Source organism: Paracoccus sp. M683, from assembly GCF_007096355.1.
In the GTDB taxonomy this organism is placed as follows: Bacteria; Pseudomonadota; Alphaproteobacteria; order Rhodobacterales; family Rhodobacteraceae; genus Paracoccus.
This window is the reverse complement of sequence record NZ_VKDF01000004.1, coordinates 163,654-181,772: the sequence shown is the minus strand read 5'-3', so window position 1 is coordinate 181,772 and position 18,119 is coordinate 163,654. Positions and strand designations below refer to the sequence as shown.

Below are 18,119 nucleotides of genomic sequence, written 5' to 3'. Positions count from 1 at the left end.
ATGTTAACCTTTTCGAAAGGCCCCCGTGGCAGGATTTGCAGCGAGAGATAGAGAACCACAGAGAGAAGGACAAGAATTGTCGGCCCAGACGGGCATGGCCCCACCCTCGCTGCCCGGATTCGCGGCAAATCGGCTGCGGGCCGGTCCCAAACCCACCGTGGCCCACAAGCCGCGGCCGGCGGCGGCTGCGCGCGCGGGGCTGATGCCCTGGGTGCCGGTGGGCCTGTCGGCGGGAATCGGGATCTGGTTCGCCTTGCCGTTTCAGCCGGGCCCCGTGTTTTTCGCGCTACTGGCTGTTGTCGCGATTTGCGCGCTGATTGTGACCGGCCGGGCGATCAGATGGGCCGAAACGGGGCGCATCAGCTGGCGGGCGGCCGATCTGCTGCGCCTGTCGGGTTGGGCGATACTGCTGGTCGCGGCGGGTTTGTCGGTGACCGGAATACGGGCCATGCGCGCCGATGCGCCGGTGCTGGGCTGGCGCTACTATGGCCCGGTCGAGGGCCGTGTGGTCCAGATCGACCGATCTGGCCGCGACCGGATGCGGATCACGCTGGATCAGGTGGTGCTGCGCGACCTTTCCCCTGCCCGGACCCCTGAAAAGGTGCGGCTGTCCCTGATGAACCGCGCGGCCGACGATCTGCCCAGGCCAGGCCAGCGCGTCATGCTGACCGGCCATCTGTCGCCCCCGCCCGGCCCGGCCTCGCCCGGCAGCTTTGATTTTCGCAGCTTTGCCTGGTTCGACGGGCTGGGGGCCGTGGGCTATAGCCGCAATCCGATTCTGAATGTTGCCCCGCCGCAGGGCGGCTTCTGGGCCATGCACCAGGCGCAGCGCGCCATCGCACAGGCGATCAGCGACCGAATCGGCGGACAGGCGGGCGCGGTGGCGGCGGCGCTGATGACGGGCGACCGATCCGGCATTACCGAGGCCACGAATGAATTGATGCGGGCCTCGAACCTGTATCACATCATCTCGATTTCCGGGCTGCATATGGGCATGCTGGCCGGCTTTATCTATGGCGCGCTGCGGCTGGCACTGGTGGCTGCACAAGGGGCGGGGCTGCGGTTGCGCTGGCCCGCGCACAAGATCGCGGCGGTCGTGGCCATGGCCGGGGCGGCGATCTATCTGTGGCTGTCGGGCGGCGGCGTCGCGACCGAGCGCGCCTTTATCATGGTCGCGGTCATGCTGATGGCGATTCTGGCCGATCGCAGGGCGATCTCGCTGCGCAGCGTGGCCCTGGCCGCGACCATCATCCTGGTGCTGAACCCCGAGGCGCTTGGCTCGCCCGGTTTCCAGATGAGCTTTGCGGCGACGGTTGCGCTGATTCTGGTCTATGGCCCATGGGCGCGGCTGTCGCCCGCAATCCCCTGGTGGCTGCGGCCGGTGGTCATGCTGGTCGTGTCGTCCTTTGTTGCCGGCATGGCGACCTCGCCCATCGCGGCGGCGCATTTCAGCCGGATGGCGCAATATGGACTGCTGGCCAACCTGCTGGCGGTGCCGGTCATGGGCACGCTGGTCATGCCGGCGGGCGTGATCGCCGCCCTGCTGGCACCATTGGGGCTGGAGGCGCCGGCACTGTGGGTCATGGGCCTGGGTACGCAATGGATGCTGATCGTGGCGCAGTTCGTGGCGGATCTGGACGGCGCGGTCTCGGCGATCCCGATGCCACCAACCGCCGTGATGCCGCTGCTGGGCATCGGCGCGACGGTGGCGGTGCTGGGCTGGCGACGGGGTCAGATGCGACCGGCCCTGTCGGTGACAGTGCTGACCAGCGGCGGCGGCGGCCTGCTGGTGCTGGCCGGGTTTCTGACCTGGGGCCTTGCTGCCCGCCCGCTGCTGCTGATCGCCCCCGAAGGCGAGGCCGTGGGCCTGATGACACCCGCAGGCAGGGTGGTTTCAAAGCCGTCAGGCGGCAGCTTCGTGGTGGAAAACTGGCTGCTTGAGGATGGCGACGCCGCCACTCAGGCGGAATCGGCAGGACGTGCCGGCTGGAACGGCCCGCGTCGCGAAAGGCAGGCCCGGATCGAGGGGACAGAATGGCGCGTCGTGCATCTGACCGGTAAGGGTGCGGCCGCAGCAGCCCTGCCGCATTGCACGGCGCAGGTCATTCTGATCGTCGATGACCGGGTCGAGACGGATAACAAAGCGCCGCCCTGCCTGTTGTTCGACCAACGGCGGTTGAAACAGACGGGTGCAGTGGCGATCACCTTCCCGGACGGCGATCCGCAGCTGCGATCGGTGGCCGACATTACCGGCGCCCGCCCATGGGCGGGGCGATGACAGCCCCCCAAAAAAACAGCCGCTCAGCGTGCCAGCACCAGCCAGGTCCAGTCTATCCCCTCGACAAGATTGCCCGGCTGCACCGACCCGGCCTTGACCTGTCGCAGCACGGTCAGCCCCAGGTCTTTGGCCAGGCTGATGGCATGCGCCGGATCGGCAAGGTATACGCCAGCCTCGGGGGCCAGCGGTCCATGGCGCAGCGACAGGATCAGCAGCCCATCGTCCGCCAGAAGACCGGACAGGCCGGCCATGGCCCGCGCCTGCTGGTCGGCATCCAGATGATGCCAGACCGCGATCCCCGTCACCAGATCAAAGCGGTGCCCCAGCCGGTGCAGCCCTGACAGCATCGGTAGGTGGTCCGCGATCCAGTCAATGCCCGTGTCGCGGTGACGCTGCTGCCCCTCGGCCCGCAACTGGGCCACGGGCTCGACGGCGGTGACGCGATAGCCCTGCCCCGCGAACCAGGCCGCGTCGCGGCCAGACCCGGCGCCGATATCCGCAAGCCGGGCCGGTGGCGGCGGCAGAAGGTCAAGAACCGGCGCGAAAAGCCGCGCCGGTTCAATGGTCTCATAGCGTTGGGCCAAGGCGGCACCATGGGCGGCATAGACCCTGAGCGCCGGCAGATCGTCGGTCATGCGACCTCGGCAAAGACCTTGTTCAATGCCGTTTCCAGCTTTTCGAACATCTCGTCCATCTGTTCCTCGGTCAGGATGAAGGGCGGGCACAGCACGATGGACTGGCCAAGTGGGCGGCAGATCAGCCCCAGATCGGTGCAGGTATTGGCGATGCGTTCAGAGACCGACAGCGAGCCGTCAAAGGGCGTCTTGGTGGCCTTGTCCTTCACCGCCTCCAGCGCCCACATGAAGCCGATGCCGCGCAATTCGCCGATATGGTTGCTGCGGTCCATGATGGCGCGCAGACCTGCCTCCATCCGCGGGGCCAGGCGTTTGACGTTATCGGCCAGACCTTCGTTCATCACCACGTCAATGGCCTTCAGCGCGATGGCGCAGCCGACCGGATGGCCCGAGGCGGTGAAGCCATGCGGAAACTCTTCGATCTTCTCGACGGCTGCCTGCACCCGGTCGGCCAGTTCCGGCCCCAGGATCACCGCGCCCATCGGGAACAGCCCGGCGGTCAGGTTTTTCGAGGAAATGATCGCGTCGGGCATGAAATCATAGGTCTGGCAGCCCCAGGTATTGCCGGTGCGCCCGAAACCGCAGATCACCTCGTCCGAGATCATCGGGATGTCGTATTTCCGCAAGATCGGCAGCATCGCCTGGAAATAGCCCTTGCTGGGCGGGATCACCCCGCCTGCACCCATGACCGGCTCGGCAAAGAAGCCGGCGATGGTGTCGGCGCCCTCGCGCTGGATCGTTTCCTCCAACTCGCGGGCCAGACGGGCAGTGAACTGTTCCTCGGTCTCGCCTTCCGCGCCAAAGCGCCAGTAATGCGGGCAGGTCAGATGGATAAAGCCGTCAAGCGGCAGGCCAAAGACGGAATTATAGGGCTTGCCGGTCATGCTGGCCGAAACAGCGGTGACGCCGTGATAGGCGTTCCAGCGGGTCAGGATCTTGCGTTTCTGCGGCTTGCCTTCGCTGGCATGCATGAACCACAGCATCTTGACCATGGTGTCATTCGCCTCGGATCCCGAATTGGTATAAAAGACCCGGCCGCGTTCAAAGGGCGAGACCTCGACCAGCTTTTCCGACAGCATCACGGTCTGGTCGGACATCCGCCCGAAAAAGGCGTGATAGCCGGGAAATTTGTCATATTGCGCCTTGGCGGCATCGGCCAGGCCCTTGTGGTCGAAACCGGCAACCATGTTCCACAGGCCCGAATTGGCATCCAGATAGCGGCGACCATTCACGTCGACGACATAGGGCCCCTCGCCGTGGGTCAGCACCACCGCGCCGCGTTGATGCACGCTTGGCAGATCGGTGAAACCATACAGCGAATATTCATCGGCGCGGGCTTCCCAGCTTTGCGGTTTGTTCATCGGGCTGACCTCCTGTTCAGGTTTGGGGCGGAGGCTATCCGGGCCGAGACAGGCGCGCAATGGGGTGCGCGGGGCGGCAGGCGAACTGCCAATTCGCGACCGAGGGGCACGACGAAGTGCCTGTCACATCCTGCAAACTGGCAGGCCAGCTCCCGGCGATTGGCTGGCGGCCTGATGCAAACAGGGGCCGGACGCATTGGCCGGCCCCTGTGAAATCAATGGCTGATGTCGTTCTCAGCTGTCCTTGCCGCGCGCGGCGTCAACCGACCAGGGGCCGGGGCCGGCGGCCGCGAGATACAGGAACACAAAGGCGTAAAGCGCCGCCAGTTCGCCACCATTCAGCAGCGGGAAAAAGCCTTGCCCCGCATGGGCGATGAAATAGGCCGCAGCCGTCACGCCGCTGAGGATAAAGGCGGAAACGCGCGAGAACAGGCCAATCGTCAGCAACACGCCAAAGACCAGTTCGAAAATGCCTGCGATGCCCGGCAGCGAGGTCAGCGAGATCCCGTTCATCTGGCTGACCGGGAAGCTCAGGATCTTGGTCGTGCCATGTTGCAACAGCAGCAGGCCGGACATGATCCGCAGGACACTGCGCAACTGCGGCTCGAACGGCGAAAGAAAGTTCATCAATGGGTTCCTTTCAGGAAAATGACAGCCAATCCCCCCTGCGGGCAGGATAAGCGAAACCGATATGGCTGACGCGCGCGCCCGCTTGACCTAGATCAGCGGCGGGGCAACGAATAGTCTTTATCTTACACACACTTGCTGAGCGCTCGCTTCTTGTTTGACAACCGGGCAAAGTCAAGGCTGTGGCTATCACCCCTCCATGACAGTTTCGCGATCAATCCGGCACCGCCAGGTCAGCGCGTCAGCCGGGCGATCAGTGCCGAGGTATCCCAACGTCCCCCGCCCATGCCCTGCACCTCTTTGTAGAACTGATCGACCAGCGCGGTGACCGGCAACGAGGCCCCGACCTCATCGGCCGCATCCAGGCAGATGCCCAGATCCTTGCGCATCCAGTCGACGGCGAAACCATGTTCGAACTGACCAGCCGCCATTGTCTTGTGGCGGTTGACCATCTGCCAGCTGCCGGCGGCACCCTGGCTGATCACCTCGACCACCTTTTCGATATCCAGCCCGGATTTCTGTGCGAAGGCCAGCGATTCCGACAGACCCTGCACCAGCCCGGCAATGGCGATCTGGTTGCACATCTTGGTAATCTGGCCGGCCCCGGTATCGCCCAGCAGGCGCACGATCTTGGCATAGGCGTCAATCACCGGCTCGGCCCGGTCGTAATCGGCCTGCGCGCCGCCGCACATCACCGACAGCTGCCCATTCTCGGCCCCGGCCTGCCCGCCCGAGATCGGCGCATCGACATAGCCCAGACCGGCCGCGACCGCAGCCGCAGCCAATTCGCGCGTAACGGCCGCCGAAACCGTGGTGTGATCGACGAATATGGCGCCCTTGCCCATGCCGGCAAAGGCCCCGTCATCGCCCAGACAGACCGAGCGCAGATCGTCATCATTGCCAACGCAGGCCATCACGAACTCGGCCCCTTCGGCGGCCTGACGCGGCGTGGGCGCCCAGTTGCCGCCATGTTCGGCCACCCATTTCTCGGCCTTGGCCGGGGTCCGGTTGTAAACCGTCACATCGTGACCCGCCGCCTTCAGATGGCCAGCCATCGGATAACCCATCACGCCCAGTCCCAGAAATGCCACTTTCGCCATGTCTTCCCTCTTGTCCTTGTGCGGGTCGCGTTGAATTGCGCCCGCTGCTGTCCTAGACAGCACACCACCATCCCCGCGCGCGCAGGTCAAGCGCCGCGCCCCAAGGCCCAAGGACCGCGCAACCGACGATGCTGACCCTTTTCCGCTGGCTGCTGCGCCTGACGATCGGGCTGATAATCGGCATGGTGATCATCACCCTGCTGATCTGGTATTTCGCCACCCGCTCGCTGCCCGACTATGACGGCACCTATCGCATGGCCGGGCTGACCGCGCCGGTCGAGATCATCCGCTCGACCGAGAACGTGCCCCATATCTTCGGCAGCAACGATGCGGATGTGTTCTTTGCCCTCGGCGTGGCCCATGCACAGGACCGGCTGTTCCAGATGACGGTGATGCGCCGCGCCGCTCAGGGCCGGTTGGCGGAACTGTATGGCGCGCAGGCGTTTCGCGGCGACGATCTGGCGCGGCGTCTGGGGCTTTACAGCAATGCCCGTGCCTCGCTGGCTGCGCAGGACGATTATACCCGCGCGGCATTGGAAGCCTATTCTGCGGGGGTGAACGAATGGATCACCCAGATCAATCGCGATGCATCAGGACGTGGCGCGCCAGAGTTCTTTCTGTATCCCGGCGAGATCGCGGCCTGGAAACCTGCCGACTCGCTTGCGGTGCTGAAGCTCGTCGCCGCCAGTTCTTCAACCGCGATTCGCGACGAGGTCCTGCGCGCCCGCCTGTCGATCGCGCGGCCAGATATCGGGCCGCAGCTGATCGCCCTGCCCGGCCAGCCGGCAATGCCCGTCTATGCCGCGCTGTTCCCCGGCACGCGCATGGCGCCGCCGGGACAGAATGGCACCGCGCCTGCCAGTTGGGAAGAAACCCTGGCCGGCTATCTGGCGCCGGGCCTTGGCCTTTCCGGCAGCTCCTTCGCGGCGGCGCCGCAACGGACTGCGGCGCAGGGCTCGATCCTGGCCAATGATCCCCAGGGGCCGCTGACCGCGCCCGGCTTGTGGTATCTGGCACGGCTGGAATTGCAGGGCGGCGGGATTATCGGCGGCACGATTCCGGGCATTCCGGCGATCCTGTCGGGGCGCAATACCAGTATGGCATGGGGCATCACACCTGCCGGGATCGACGACAGCGACCTGTTCATCGAGGAACTGCAACCCGGTGACATCACCCGTTATCGAGGCGTGGATGGCTGGACTGATTTCGAATCGCGCCGCGAGGTGATCCGAATCCGCGACAGTGCCGACCAGCCGATTACTCTGCGCTGGACGTCCAATGGGGCGGTGTTGCCCTCGGTCGATTTCAATCTGGCCGAGGTCACGCCACGCGGCCATGTGGCGGCACTGTCCTGGACCGGCGCAGCCCAGGACGATGCCACGATGAGCGCGCTGGTCGGCCTGATGCGGGCAACCGATCGCGACGACGCAGCCCGCGCGCTGGAACAGGTCACCGCGCCGGCCATGCAGGTGGCGCTTGCCGATCGCGATGGCGTCAGCCAGCAGCTTGCCGGTCGCGCACCCCGGCGCGACCCTGCCCACCCGACCGGCGGCTATATGCCCGCGCCCGGTTGGAACCGGGCCGCAATGTGGCAGGGCGTCGGTGCGGCGACCGAGGTGATCGGCACCAATGCGCCCGGACAGTCCGGCGACGAGGGCGTCGTGATGGCGACGGGCGAAGGCCCCGGCGGCATGCGGCTGTCACGCCTCAGCCGGCTGGCCGATGACCGCGAGGTGCAGTCGCGCGACAGTTTCATCGCCATCCAGCTGGACACCGTCAGCCCCGCCGCCCGCGCGCTGTTGCCTTTGGTCGGGGCGAACCTGTGGTTCACCGGCGAGCCGGCCGCCCGCGGCACGCCCGAGCGCCAGCGCCAGGATGCGCTGACATTGCTGGCCGAATGGGATGGCGGGATGAGCGAGCATCTGCCAGAGCCGCTGATTTACGCGGCCTGGATGTCAGCCTTGCAGGATCGGCTGATCCGCGACGAACTGGGGCCGCTGACCGACGATATCCTCGCCTTGTATCCGTCCTTTATCGAGGCCGTTTTTCGCAATCGCGGCGGCGCCGCAAGCTGGTGCGATGTCGCCCAAAGCGCCCCCGTCGAGGATTGCGCCACCGTCGCCCGGCAGGCGCTGGACGCCGCGATCCTGGATCTGACTGACCGTTTCGGCCCCGATGTGACCAGCTGGCGTTGGGGCGATCTGCATGTCGCCACCCATCTGCACCCCGCGCTTGGCCGCCTGCCCGGTCTGGGCTGGGTGATGAACCTGACCCAATCGACCTCGGGCGACAGCTTTACCCTGGCACAGGCCGGCTTGCTGGGAACCGGGCCGAACCCCTATCGCAACGTGACCGGGGCAGGTTATCGCGGCGTCTATGATCTGGCCGACCCTGACAGTTCCGTCTTTATCATCTCGACCGGGCAATCGGGCCATCCCCTGTCACGCCATTATGACGACCTGTCCGAGCTGTGGCGGCGCGGCGAATATATCGGCATGTCGCTGGACGCCGGCCTTGCCCGCGCGGCCGCAACCGGGATCACGCGCCTGATCCCCTTGCCGCAATAGGCGAACCATCACGCCAGGAATCTGGTATACCAAATCTTGACCCCTCGCAGCCAGGTGGCTATCACTGGACCATGGGCAGTTCTGCCCGGCGCGAGGAGGAAGATCATGTCACATCCCGACGCATTGACCGGCGCCTGGCCGGTCGCGCCCACGCCCTTTCACGACGATGGCAGCCTCGATCTGCCCGGAATGCGCCGGGTGCTGGATTGCATTGTCGATCAGGGCGCCGACGGGGTTTGTATCCTTGCCAATTTTTCCGAGCAGTTTCTGATCTCGGATGCCGAACGCGAGATGCTGACCCGGCTGTGCCTGGACTATCTGGCGGGTCGGCTGCCGGTGATCGTCACCATCTCGCATTATGCGACGCCGATCGCGGTCGAACGCGCCCGGATGGCCTATAACCTTGGCGCGGTGGCGGTGATGATGATGCCGCCCTATCACGGCGCGCTGCTGAAGGGCACGGCGGATCAGACCTATGAACAATTTGCCCGCGTGGGCGAGATCGGCATTCCGATAATGATCCAGGATGCGCCTTTGTCCGGCGTAGATCTGCCAGTGCCCCTGTTGGTGCGCATGGCGCGCGAGATCCCGATGGTCCAGCATTTCAAAATCGAATGCGCCGGAGCCGCGACCAAGCTGCGGGCGCTGATTGCCCAGGGCGGCGATGCCATCATCAGCCCGCTGGACGGCGAGGAAGGCATCACCATGCTGGCCGATCTGGATGCGGGCGCGACGGGGACCATGTGCTCGGCCATGATTTCTGAACATATTCGACAGGTCGTCACCGACCATCGCAAAGGAGACCGGGATGCCGCCGTGGCGCTTTACACCCGGATTCTGCCGGCAGTGAATCACGAAAACCGCCAATGCGGCTTCCGCGCGGCCAAGGCGGCGATGGTCGAGGGCGGCGTGATCGCCTCGGATTTCTGCCGCCATCCGGTGCCGCCGCTATCGCCGCAGACGCGGGCCGAACTGTTGGGCCTTTTGCGCCCGCTGGACCCGATCAGCATGCGTTGGGCACATTAGGCCGGTAATCTTGCCTCTGCGCGCAGCTCGGGCTAGGTCGGCGGCTGAACATGTGCGGGGCCCGAGATGACGCCAAAAACGATTGTCCAATACCTCGACCCGTCCAGCCCGCTTGGCGCGCTGGTCCTGGCCGGCATCTTGTTCGCGGCGGGACTGATCTTGTCCTGGTCGGTGCGGCGGTTGCTGAAAACCCTGCTGATCCATGATCGGTCCGAGGCCATCGACCAGATCACGCTGTCCTTTCTCAGCCAATTGTCGATCCTGGCCATCTGGCTGCTTTTGCTGACCTTTTACGCCCATCTGGTGCCGGTCCTGCACCGGCTTGGCACGGCGCTGTTGGCCGGCGTCAGTTTGATGTCGGTCGTGGTGGGCTTTGCCGCGCAAAGCACGCTTGGCAACTTGGTCGCGGGGATCAGCCTTGTGCTGTACAAGCCCTTCCGCCGAGGCGATCGGTTGCAGATCACCGCGCCCACGCCGCAGGAATGCGAGGTGGGCGTGGTCGAGGACATGTCGCTTGGGTTCACCGTGCTGCGGACCGATGACGGGCGGAAAATCATCGTGGCGAACGGGACGATGGCGCAGAATACGATGATCAAGTTGGAGGATGGCGCAAAGCAGAAGCCGTAAAGGTGTGCAGGGGCGTGCAAGCACACACCCTACGTTTCAAGCACACACCCTACGTTTGTTGGCACCAGTCACTTGATCAGTGTTTGGCCGACCGGAAACGTCATCTGGAACGACGCCACGACTGATCATCAGAAAAACGTCGGCGATTAATGAGAAAAACCGGCCCCTCCCGAGGCCGGCTCTCGCATTCCGCAACTCCACCCAAAATCAGAAGTGGATCGCCCGCCCGTAAGCGTCCAGCACCGCCTCGTGCATCATCTCGCTCAGCGTCGGGTGCGGGAACACCGTTTCCATCAGTTCCGCCTCGGTCGTCTCCAGCGTGCGGCCGACAATATAGCCCTGGATCAGCTCGGTCACTTCCGCGCCGATCATGTGGGCGCCCAGCAATTCACCGGTCTTGGCGTCGAAGACGGTCTTGATCATGCCCTCGGGCTCGCCCAAAGCAATCGCCTTGCCGTTGCCGATGAAGGGGAAGCGGCCGACCTTGACCTCGTGGCCCAACTCCTTGGCCTTCGCCTCGGTATAGCCCACGGATGCCACCTGCGGCTGGCAATAGGTGCAGCCGGCGATGCTGTTCGGCTTGATCGGGTGCGGATGGCCGCCGGCGATCAGTTCGGCGACCATGACGCCTTCGTGGCTGGCCTTGTGCGCCAGCCAGGGCGCGCCCGCCACGTCGCCGATGGCATAAATGCCGTCAACGCCGGTGCGGCAATATTCGTCGGTCACGATATGGGTGCGGTCGACCTTGATCGCGGGCAGGTTTTCAAGCCCGAAGCCCTCGACATTGCCGACGATGCCGACGGCGGAAATCACGGTGTCGAACTCCATCTGTTCGGACTTGCCGCCCGCCTCGATGGTGGCGATGACCTTGTCACCCTTGCGGTCCAGCGACTTGACGGTCGCCTTTTCCATGATCTTCATGCCCTGCTTGGTAAAGGCTTTCTTGGCGAAGGCGCTGATTTCGGCATCCTCGACCGGCAGCACGCGGTCCATCACCTCGACTACGGTGGTATCGGCGCCAAGCGTGTTGAAGAAGCTGGCGAATTCGATGCCGATGGCGCCCGAGCCGATGACCAGCAGCTTTTTGGGCATATGCGGAGGCACCAAAGCGTGGCGATAGTTCCAGACGCGCTTGCCGTCGGGTTCAAGCCCCGGCAATTCGCGGGCGCGGGCACCGGTGGCGATGACGATGTTTTTCGCCGTCAGTTCCTCGACGCCCTTGTCGGTCTTGACGCTGACCTTGCCCGGCGCGGTGATGGTGGCATCGCCCATGATCGGCGTGACCTTGTTCTTCTTGAACAGATGCCCGATGCCGCCCGAAAGCTGCTTGGCCACCCCGCGAGAGCGCTTGACCACGGCGTCGATGTCATAGCCGATCTTGTCGGCGGTCAGGCCGAAATCCTTGGCGCGCTCCATCAGGTGAAACACTTCGGCGCTGCGCAGCAGGGCCTTGGTCGGGATACAGCCCCAGTTCAGGCAGATGCCGCCCAGATTCTCACGCTCGACACAGGCGACCTTCAGGCCAAGCTGCGCGGCACGGATCGCCGCGACATAGCCGCCGGGGCCCGCACCGATCACCACCAAATCGAAATTCTGCGCCATGATGTTCCCCCGTTCTGACGGCATTCCACAAGTAGTTTAGCGTTAAACAATTTACCCAAGGTCAGCAAGCGACAGCTTTCCGCTGACCAATGCGCCATATCCGCCTGCATTCATTACCTTTTCCTCATCTTCCGTATGATCGCGGCCCAGCGCATCATTCCTCCAGGGAAAGCGCCCAAAGGTTGCGATCGTGTTGCGATGCAGATGGGCATGCATCAGATTCTCACCAGGCATGCGTTCAGCGAACAGCTTGATGCAGCGTTCCTGGTCATGCAGCGCCTCGGAATGCTCGAAGGGCATATAGAAGAACTGCCGCTGCGGTTCCGGTGTGGCCAGATCAAAGCCTGCGGCGATGGACTGATCGGCAATGCGCAGCGCCAGCGCGTCGGTGGCGAAACTGCGCGCGTCACCGCGAAACATGTTGCGCGGAAACTGATCTGTCAGGATCAGCGCGGCCAGCGCGCCTTCGGGCGTCGCGGCCCAATCGTCGACCAGATCGGCCGCCTGTTCCCATGTCGATTGAAAGCGGTCGCGAATGATCCGATCAAGCGCATCCGATTGCTGGTACCAACCGTCCGGGCCAACCTCGTTCAACCAGAAATTGTTGATCTGAGTCACTGTTGCCATGCCTGCCTCCTGCGCATTCGACTATCCTGCGATGTTGGCAGCAGGGCGCGGGCGAGGCAAGCGGCTCAACCGCCGGTATGCCGGTCCGCGCCTTCAGAGGCGGCGTCAGGCGCATCGCCTTGCTGGCCGGTGCTGGCTGCCGCACCGCCCGAGGTCGACTGGCCGCCACCATCGGGCTGGCTTTGCGCGCCATCCAGCGCGGCTTCGACGGCCAGCGGCGTGGCGTTCGGTGCGATGACGGCAAAGCTGCCCTGTTCGGCCGGGGTCAGCGCACGGCGGCGCGTCATCCGCCAGCCGCCATACAGCGCAAGGGCGCCCAGCAGAATCCCCATGTAGACCCAATAGCCATCGGGTCCGATCTGCCCCATCAGCCAGCCGGTAATGACCGGCCCGCCCATCGAGCCGACGCCATAGATGAACAGCAGACCCGCCGAGGCGGCGGCCATATCGGCCTGATCCAGATAGTCGTTGGTATAGGCCAGCAGCAGCGCATAGATCGGGTTGGCCAGCCCCCCCATCACCGCCGCCACCAGGGTCAGCCCCCAGACCGAGGGTTGCAGCACCACCGTCGCCAATGTCACCAGCGCGCCTGCCGCCGACATCATCAGCACCAGCTTGCGCCGGTCATAGCGGTCCGAGATCCAGCCGATCGGATATTGCAGCACCAGCCCGCCGATATAGATCGCGGCGACAAAGGATGCGATCTGCGCCACCGACAGCCCGATCGAGGTGCCCCAGACCGGCGCCATGCCCGACAGGGCCGAAAACACGCCGCCCATCAGGAAAATGCCGACGCAGCCAAGCGGCGAGGCCCGATACAGGCGGGCAAACGACATGCGCTTGATCGTCTCGAATTGTGGGGCGGGCTGTGCCGACAGCAAGATCGGCATGAAGGCCAGCGACACCAGAACCGAGGGCAGCGCGAACAGCACGAAACCGGATGGATCGCCGAAATTCAGCAGCGCCTGCGCGCCGACGATCCCCAGCATCTGCATGATCATATAGGCCGACAGCGCCTGGCCGCGGTTTTCGTTGGTCGAACCCGCGTTCAGCCAGCTTTCCGCGGTGATATAGACGCCGCAGAAACAAAAGCCGATGGCAAAGCGAAGGAATGACCAGGCCACCCAGTTGGGGGCCAGCGCATACAGCACCAGCACCGCCGAAATGGTCGAACCAAGTGCCGCAAAAACCCTGACGTGGCCGACACTTTTGATCATCGCGGGCACGGTCAGGCTGCCCAGCAGGAAGCCCACGTAATAGCCGGCGATGACAACTGACATCTCGAAGGTCGGGATCCCCTCGATGCCGCCCCGAATACCCAGCAGCGTCCCCTGCATGCCGTTGCCGACCATCAGCAACAGCATTCCCAGAAGCAACGGCCATGTCGTACGGACAACAGAAGTCATGTCGCGAATCCGTCAGTCTAGATCAAGCGGTCAGATACCCCTCGCCCTAGTCCCGCAATCGGCCCCTGACCAGCCTGAAAACGATCCTAAGGCAGCAGCAGCGACGCATCACCATAGCTGAAGAAACGATAGCCCTGCCCAACGGCATGGTCATAGATTTCCTTGATCTTTTCCACCCCCATCAGCGCCGAGACCAGCATCAGCAGCGTCGATTTCGGCAGATGGAAATTCGTCATCAACCCATCGGTCACCCGGAAGTGATAGCCGGGATAGATGAAAATCTCGGTCGTCCCGCGAAATGGCTCGACCTGTCCCTGGGCGCCGGTGGCGGCGGATTCGATCAGACGCAGCGCGGTGGTGCCCACGGGGATGACGCGCCGCCCCTCGGCCTTGGCGGCGTTGATCCGGGCGGCGGCCTCGGGCGACACCTCGCCCCATTCGGCGTGCATCCGGTGGGTGGTCACGTCCTCGACCTTGACCGGCAGGAAGGTGCCGGCGCCGACATGCAGCGTGACATGAACAAACTCGACCCCCCGCGCGGCCAGCGCCTGAAGCAGCGGCGCATCGAAATGCAGGCTGGCGGTCGGTGCGGCGACGGCACCCTGGCGCGCCGCCCAGACGGTCTGATAATCGTCATGATCCTGCGCATCAGGCGCGCGTTGCGCCGCGATATAGGGCGGCAGTGGCATGGCCCCCACCTGCTGCAAGGCGGCATCGAACGCCTCGCCGGCAGCATCGAATCCCAGGCGCAACTCGCCATCCCCGATGGCGATCACCTTCGCCGACAGCGCCCGACCAAAGCGAATCACCTCGCCCTCGCGCAGCTTGCGCAGGGGCTTGGCCAGCGCCCGCCAGCCATCGGCGGCAGGTTCCAGCAAGGTGACCTCGATCCGGGCCACGGCCTCACCCTGCGCGGTCTTGCGGCTTCGCGTGCCGGTCAGCCGCGCCGGGATCACCTTGGTATCGTTCAGCACCAGCAGATCGCCCGGCTTCAGAATTTGCGGCAGATCAAAGACATGCCGATCCGTCAGCGCGCCGCCCTCGGCCAGCAGCAGCCGGGCCGAGCTGCGCGGCCGGGCCGGCCGGGTCGCAATCAGCCCCTCGGGCAGGTGAAAATCGAAATCCGTCAGCTTCATGCGCGGCTTCTGCGTTCTGCACCCCCGCCCGTCAAGTCATCGCCGTGACAACCCTGAGGGTCTCGATCAATACCTAGTGAAAACCTAGGTCTTTACTTATCCGACGAAATCGCTAAGTCTCACCGGGACAGGAGCCCGCCATGATCGTCTGCCACTGCACCGGAATCACCGATCACGACATCCGCGCCGCGGTTGACTGGATGCGCGCCGCCGATCCCGATACGATCATTACGCCGGGCAAGGTCTATCATGCCCTTGGAAAGCGTGCGGATTGTGGCAGTTGCATGCCTCTATTGCTGGACACCATGCGCCATTGCGATAACTTTGGGGTCGCCCCGCCAATTCTGCGGGCGGGAAGATCCAACACGAAAGGGACGCAGCATGAAGGGCGACGCCAAGGTCATCGACTATCTCAACGCCGCGCTAAGGTCTGAACTGACAGCGGTTAGCCAATACTGGCTGCATTATCGACTTCAGGAAGATTGGGGCTATGGCCGCATTGCCGAAAAATCGCGTGCCGAATCAATCGAGGAGATGAATCACGCCGATCGGCTGATTCAGCGCATCATCTTTCTCGAAGGCCACCCGAATCTGCAAAAGCTGGACCCGCTGCGCATTGGCCAGAACCTGAAGGAAACGCTCGAAGCGGATCTGGCTGGCGAACATGACGCCCGCACCCTTTACATCGAGGCCCGTGATCATTGTGAAAAGGTCGGCGACTATGTCAGCAAGGACCTGTTCGAGGATCTGATCGCCGATGAGGAAGGCCATATCGACTTCCTCGAAACCCAGATCCAGCTGCATGACACTATCGGCGCCCAGAATTACGGGCACCTGAACGCCAAGCCGGCAAACGAGGCGGAATAATCCCTGATCAAGGGGGCTGCCGCCCCGCCGCCCAGGGGCGGCCCCCCGCGGGTATTTGCACGAGAAAGAAGCCCATCTCGCTTTGATCCAAATATCCCGGGGAGTCGCCGGTATCGGCGACGGGGCAGCGCCCCTCTTAGCCCAGCCAGCCGCTTGCCAGGGCGGGCAACTCATCGAAATGGCGCAGCAGGGCATCCGGTTCCAAGCGGGCGATTCCTGGCCCTTCGGGACCGAAACTGACCAGCGCCACCCGCACCTTTGCCGCCGCCGCTGTCTTGCGGTCGGTATCGGTGTCGCCCAGCAGGAAGGATGCAGCGACCTCGCCCCCCGCCGCCGCGACCGCCGCCTGATAGGGCCTTGGATCGGGCTTGCGTACTGGCAGGGTATCGCCGCCGATCAGGCTGGCAAAACGGTCGCGGATGCCCAATTCGCGCAACAGCGCCTCGGCCAGCCGTTCGGGCTTGTTGGTGCAGACGGCAAGGCGATGGTTCTGCCCGGCCAGTGCCTCTAACGCCGCATCGACGCCGGGATAAAGCCGCGTGTGGCGGGCGATATTGGCGGCGTAGTGGTCCAGCAGCAGGGGATAGTCCTGATCCTCGGCGCCGGGCGGCAGAAGTGTATCGGCGGGAATGCGGGCATAGCCGGCCCGCAGCATGGCGCGGCCGCCGTGGAAGGCGATCAGCTGATCGGCAGCCACATCCAGAAGATCGCCCAGGCCACGCGCCTGGAAGCAGGCGTTGGCCGCCGCGATCAGGTCGGCCGAGGTATCGGCCAGCGTGCCATCCAGATCAAAGACCACTGTTCCCGCCATGATCCTGTAACCTTCCGTAAAGATGTTTGAACGCAGAAGGCCTTTCGCCCTTTGCGGCGCTTGGTTAAAACGCTGCGCAAAGAAAGACAAACAGGCAGACCCCTCATGTCGCAAAAACCCGTGGCGCTGATCGTCCTGGCCGCTGGCCAGGGCAGCCGGATGCAATCGGACCTGCCCAAGGTTCTGCACCGCCTGGGCGGTGTTCCCCTGGTCGGCCATGCGCTTGCCGCCGGCCGCAGCCTGGACCCCGCCCGGATCGTCGTCGTCGCCGGGCACGGGGCCGGGGCCGTCGGCAAGGCCGTGAAGAAGCTTGAACCCGAGGCGCAGATCGCGCTTCAGGAACAACAGCTTGGCACTGGCCATGCGGTTCAGCAGGCGATGCCGCTGCTGGAGGGTTTTGCGGGCAAGGTCATCGTGCTTTACGGCGACACGCCCTTTATCAGCCCAGAAACGCTGGAGAAGCTGGCCGGGCATTCGTCGGATGTGGTCGTGCTGGGCTTCGAGGCCGCCGATCCGGGCCGTTATGGCCGACTGGTTGTCACAGGCGAGGGCCTTCAGCGAATCGTCGAGTTCAAGGATGCGGACGAGGCCACGCGGCAGATCGCTCTGGTCAATTCCGGGGTCATGGCGCTGGATGCCGATCTGCTGCACCAGCTGATCGGGCAGCTGTCGAACGAGAATGCCGCCGGCGAATATTACCTGACCGATCTGGTGCAGCTGGCCCGTCAGGCCGGTCGCCGCGCCGATGTGGTGACCTGCGACGAATCCGAGACGCTTGGCATCAACACCCGTGCCGAGCTGGCCGCCGCCGAAGCCGCCTTTCAGGCCCGTGCCCGCGCCGATGCGCTGGAAAACGGCGTCACCCTGTCGGATCCCGCGACCGTCTGGTTCGCGCTGGACACCGCCATTGGCCGCGACGCGGTGATTGGCCAGAATGTCGTCTTTGGTCCCGGTGTCACCATCGAAAGCGGGGCCGAAATCCTGCCCTTCTGCCATCTGGAAGGGTGCCATGTCGCGTCTGGCGCCACGGTCGGCCCCTTTGCCCGCCTGCGCCCCGGCGCCGAGTTGGGCGGCGATGTCCATGTCGGCAATTTCGTCGAAATCAAGAACAGTGTCCTTGATGAAGGCGTCAAGGTTGGCCATCTGACTTATCTGGGCGACGCCCATATCGGCGAGTTCACCAATATCGGCGCGGGCACGATCACCTGCAACTATGACGGTGTCATGAAACATCGAACTGAAATCGGCGCGAATGCCTTTATCGGCAGCGACACCATGCTGGTCGCACCGGTGCGCGTGGGCGCCGGTGCGATGACCGGGTCAGGCAGCGTCATCACCCAGGACGTGCCGGACGAGGCGCTGGCCGTGGCTCGTGCGCGGCAGTCGAACAAACCGGGCCTCGCGACGCGGCTGATGGCCGCGCTGCGCGCCAAGAAGGAGGCACGCTGA

Annotated in this window: 16 protein-coding genes; 7 read left to right on the top strand and 9 right to left on the bottom strand. The window is 64.4% G+C overall.

The window, feature by feature from the left end; translation table 11 throughout:
* Positions 1 to 94 precede the first annotated feature (94 nt).
* The gene (locus FNJ84_RS07590; RefSeq protein ID WP_143793016.1) at positions 95 to 2,278 is read left to right on the top strand and encodes a ComEC/Rec2 family competence protein; all 2,184 of its coding nucleotides are present in this window, start codon (positions 95 to 97) and stop codon (positions 2,276 to 2,278) included.
* 23 nt (positions 2,279 to 2,301) lie between these two features.
* Here FNJ84_RS07590 and FNJ84_RS07585 read toward each other — a convergent pair whose 3' ends face one another.
* The 4 genes from FNJ84_RS07585 to FNJ84_RS07570 all read right to left on the bottom strand — a co-directional run bounded on the left by FNJ84_RS07585 (position 2,302) and on the right by FNJ84_RS07570 (position 6,001).
* A complete protein-coding gene (locus FNJ84_RS07585; protein ID WP_143792459.1) occupies positions 2,302 to 2,913 on the bottom strand; it encodes a bifunctional 2-polyprenyl-6-hydroxyphenol methylase/3-demethylubiquinol 3-O-methyltransferase UbiG in 612 nt (203 codons plus the stop codon).
* Positions 2,910 to 4,274 carry an aminotransferase gene (locus FNJ84_RS07580; protein ID WP_143792457.1) on the bottom strand — a complete coding sequence of 455 codons (1,365 nt, stop codon included), beginning with the start codon at positions 4,272 to 4,274 and terminating at the stop codon, positions 2,910 to 2,912. Before FNJ84_RS07580 ends, FNJ84_RS07585 begins: the two co-directional genes overlap by 4 nt.
* Positions 4,275 to 4,508: 234 nt before the next feature.
* A complete protein-coding gene (locus FNJ84_RS07575; RefSeq protein WP_143792455.1) occupies positions 4,509 to 4,901 on the bottom strand; it encodes a DoxX family protein in 393 nt (130 codons plus the stop codon).
* A gap of 233 nt (positions 4,902 to 5,134) precedes the next feature.
* Positions 5,135 to 6,001, bottom strand: a complete 867-nt coding sequence (locus FNJ84_RS07570; RefSeq protein ID WP_143792454.1) for an NAD(P)-dependent oxidoreductase — start codon at positions 5,999 to 6,001, stop codon at positions 5,135 to 5,137.
* A 128-nt stretch (positions 6,002 to 6,129) separates the two neighbouring features.
* On the opposite strand from FNJ84_RS07570, the gene FNJ84_RS07565 reads away from it, so the two are divergent.
* The 3 genes from FNJ84_RS07565 (at position 6,130) to FNJ84_RS07555 (ending at position 10,221) form a co-directional block, all read left to right on the top strand.
* The gene (locus FNJ84_RS07565) at positions 6,130 to 8,568 is read left to right on the top strand and encodes a penicillin acylase family protein (RefSeq protein ID WP_143792452.1); all 2,439 of its coding nucleotides are present in this window, start codon (positions 6,130 to 6,132) and stop codon (positions 8,566 to 8,568) included.
* Between the two features lie 105 nt (positions 8,569 to 8,673).
* A complete protein-coding gene (locus FNJ84_RS07560; RefSeq protein WP_143792450.1) occupies positions 8,674 to 9,594 on the top strand; it encodes a dihydrodipicolinate synthase family protein in 921 nt (306 codons plus the stop codon).
* Positions 9,595 to 9,660: 66 nt separating this feature from the next.
* Positions 9,661 to 10,221 (top strand): mechanosensitive ion channel family protein, encoded by a 561-nt coding sequence (locus FNJ84_RS07555; RefSeq protein ID WP_221931943.1) that lies wholly within the window; start codon positions 9,661 to 9,663, stop codon positions 10,219 to 10,221.
* Between the two features lie 207 nt (positions 10,222 to 10,428).
* On the opposite strand, the gene lpdA is transcribed toward FNJ84_RS07555, so the two are convergent.
* The 4 genes from lpdA to queA form a co-directional block, all read right to left on the bottom strand.
* Positions 10,429 to 11,826, bottom strand: a complete 1,398-nt coding sequence (lpdA, locus tag FNJ84_RS07550; RefSeq protein ID WP_185968486.1) for a dihydrolipoyl dehydrogenase — start codon at positions 11,824 to 11,826, stop codon at positions 10,429 to 10,431.
* 48 nt (positions 11,827 to 11,874) lie between these two features.
* On the bottom strand, positions 11,875 to 12,450 hold the full coding sequence (locus FNJ84_RS07545; protein WP_143792446.1) for a DUF924 family protein: 576 nt from the start codon (positions 12,448 to 12,450) through the stop codon (positions 11,875 to 11,877).
* A 65-nt stretch (positions 12,451 to 12,515) separates the two neighbouring features.
* Positions 12,516 to 13,856, bottom strand: a complete 1,341-nt coding sequence (locus tag FNJ84_RS07540; protein WP_143792444.1) for an MFS transporter — start codon at positions 13,854 to 13,856, stop codon at positions 12,516 to 12,518.
* A gap of 86 nt (positions 13,857 to 13,942) precedes the next feature.
* Positions 13,943 to 14,992, bottom strand: a complete 1,050-nt coding sequence (gene queA / locus FNJ84_RS07535) for a tRNA preQ1(34) S-adenosylmethionine ribosyltransferase-isomerase QueA (RefSeq protein WP_143792441.1) — start codon at positions 14,990 to 14,992, stop codon at positions 13,943 to 13,945.
* 140 nt (positions 14,993 to 15,132) lie between these two features.
* On the opposite strand from queA, the gene FNJ84_RS07530 reads away from it, so the two are divergent.
* Together FNJ84_RS07530 and bfr are read left to right on the top strand one after the other, a co-directional pair.
* Complete coding sequence (locus FNJ84_RS07530) at positions 15,133 to 15,426, top strand: bacterioferritin-associated ferredoxin (RefSeq protein ID WP_143792439.1); 294 nt, start codon at positions 15,133 to 15,135, stop codon at positions 15,424 to 15,426.
* Positions 15,374 to 15,859: a bacterioferritin gene (bfr, locus tag FNJ84_RS07525; RefSeq protein WP_143792437.1), complete on the top strand. Its 486-nt coding sequence runs from the start codon at positions 15,374 to 15,376 to the stop codon at positions 15,857 to 15,859. Before FNJ84_RS07530 ends, bfr begins: the two co-directional genes overlap by 53 nt.
* A gap of 136 nt (positions 15,860 to 15,995) precedes the next feature.
* Here the strand turns inward: bfr and FNJ84_RS07520 are convergent, their stop codons facing one another.
* Positions 15,996 to 16,670 carry an HAD-IA family hydrolase gene (locus tag FNJ84_RS07520; protein ID WP_143792436.1) on the bottom strand — a complete coding sequence of 225 codons (675 nt, stop codon included), beginning with the start codon at positions 16,668 to 16,670 and terminating at the stop codon, positions 15,996 to 15,998.
* A 105-nt stretch (positions 16,671 to 16,775) separates the two neighbouring features.
* Between FNJ84_RS07520 and glmU the strand changes: the two genes are divergently transcribed.
* A complete protein-coding gene (gene glmU / locus FNJ84_RS07515) occupies positions 16,776 to 18,119 on the top strand; it encodes a bifunctional UDP-N-acetylglucosamine diphosphorylase/glucosamine-1-phosphate N-acetyltransferase GlmU (RefSeq protein ID WP_143792434.1) in 1,344 nt (447 codons plus the stop codon).

What these genes read in the sequence shown, in the direction of transcription:
- FNJ84_RS07555 (WP_221931943.1), top strand. Translation starts at nt 9,661, where the DNA reads ATGACGCCAAAAACGATTGTCCAATACCTCGACCCGTCCAGCCCGCTT.
- FNJ84_RS07520 (WP_143792436.1), bottom strand. Translation starts at nt 16,670, where the DNA reads ATGGCGGGAACAGTGGTCTTTGATCTGGATGGCACGCTGGCCGATACC.
- FNJ84_RS07580 (WP_143792457.1), bottom strand. Translation starts at nt 4,274, where the DNA reads ATGAACAAACCGCAAAGCTGGGAAGCCCGCGCCGATGAATATTCGCTG.
- FNJ84_RS07560 (WP_143792450.1), top strand. Translation starts at nt 8,674, where the DNA reads ATGTCACATCCCGACGCATTGACCGGCGCCTGGCCGGTCGCGCCCACG.
- FNJ84_RS07530 (WP_143792439.1), top strand. Translation starts at nt 15,133, where the DNA reads ATGATCGTCTGCCACTGCACCGGAATCACCGATCACGACATCCGCGCC.
- FNJ84_RS07585 (WP_143792459.1), bottom strand. Translation starts at nt 2,913, where the DNA reads ATGACCGACGATCTGCCGGCGCTCAGGGTCTATGCCGCCCATGGTGCC.
- glmU (WP_143792434.1), top strand. Translation starts at nt 16,776, where the DNA reads ATGTCGCAAAAACCCGTGGCGCTGATCGTCCTGGCCGCTGGCCAGGGC.
- bfr (WP_143792437.1), top strand. Translation starts at nt 15,374, where the DNA reads ATGAAGGGCGACGCCAAGGTCATCGACTATCTCAACGCCGCGCTAAGG.
- FNJ84_RS07545 (WP_143792446.1), bottom strand. Translation starts at nt 12,450, where the DNA reads ATGGCAACAGTGACTCAGATCAACAATTTCTGGTTGAACGAGGTTGGC.
- FNJ84_RS07565 (WP_143792452.1), top strand. Translation starts at nt 6,130, where the DNA reads ATGCTGACCCTTTTCCGCTGGCTGCTGCGCCTGACGATCGGGCTGATA.
- FNJ84_RS07575 (WP_143792455.1), bottom strand. Translation starts at nt 4,901, where the DNA reads ATGAACTTTCTTTCGCCGTTCGAGCCGCAGTTGCGCAGTGTCCTGCGG.
- FNJ84_RS07570 (WP_143792454.1), bottom strand. Translation starts at nt 6,001, where the DNA reads ATGGCGAAAGTGGCATTTCTGGGACTGGGCGTGATGGGTTATCCGATG.
- FNJ84_RS07540 (WP_143792444.1), bottom strand. Translation starts at nt 13,856, where the DNA reads ATGACTTCTGTTGTCCGTACGACATGGCCGTTGCTTCTGGGAATGCTG.
- queA (WP_143792441.1), bottom strand. Translation starts at nt 14,992, where the DNA reads ATGAAGCTGACGGATTTCGATTTTCACCTGCCCGAGGGGCTGATTGCG.
- FNJ84_RS07590 (WP_143793016.1), top strand. Translation starts at nt 95, where the DNA reads ATGGCCCCACCCTCGCTGCCCGGATTCGCGGCAAATCGGCTGCGGGCC.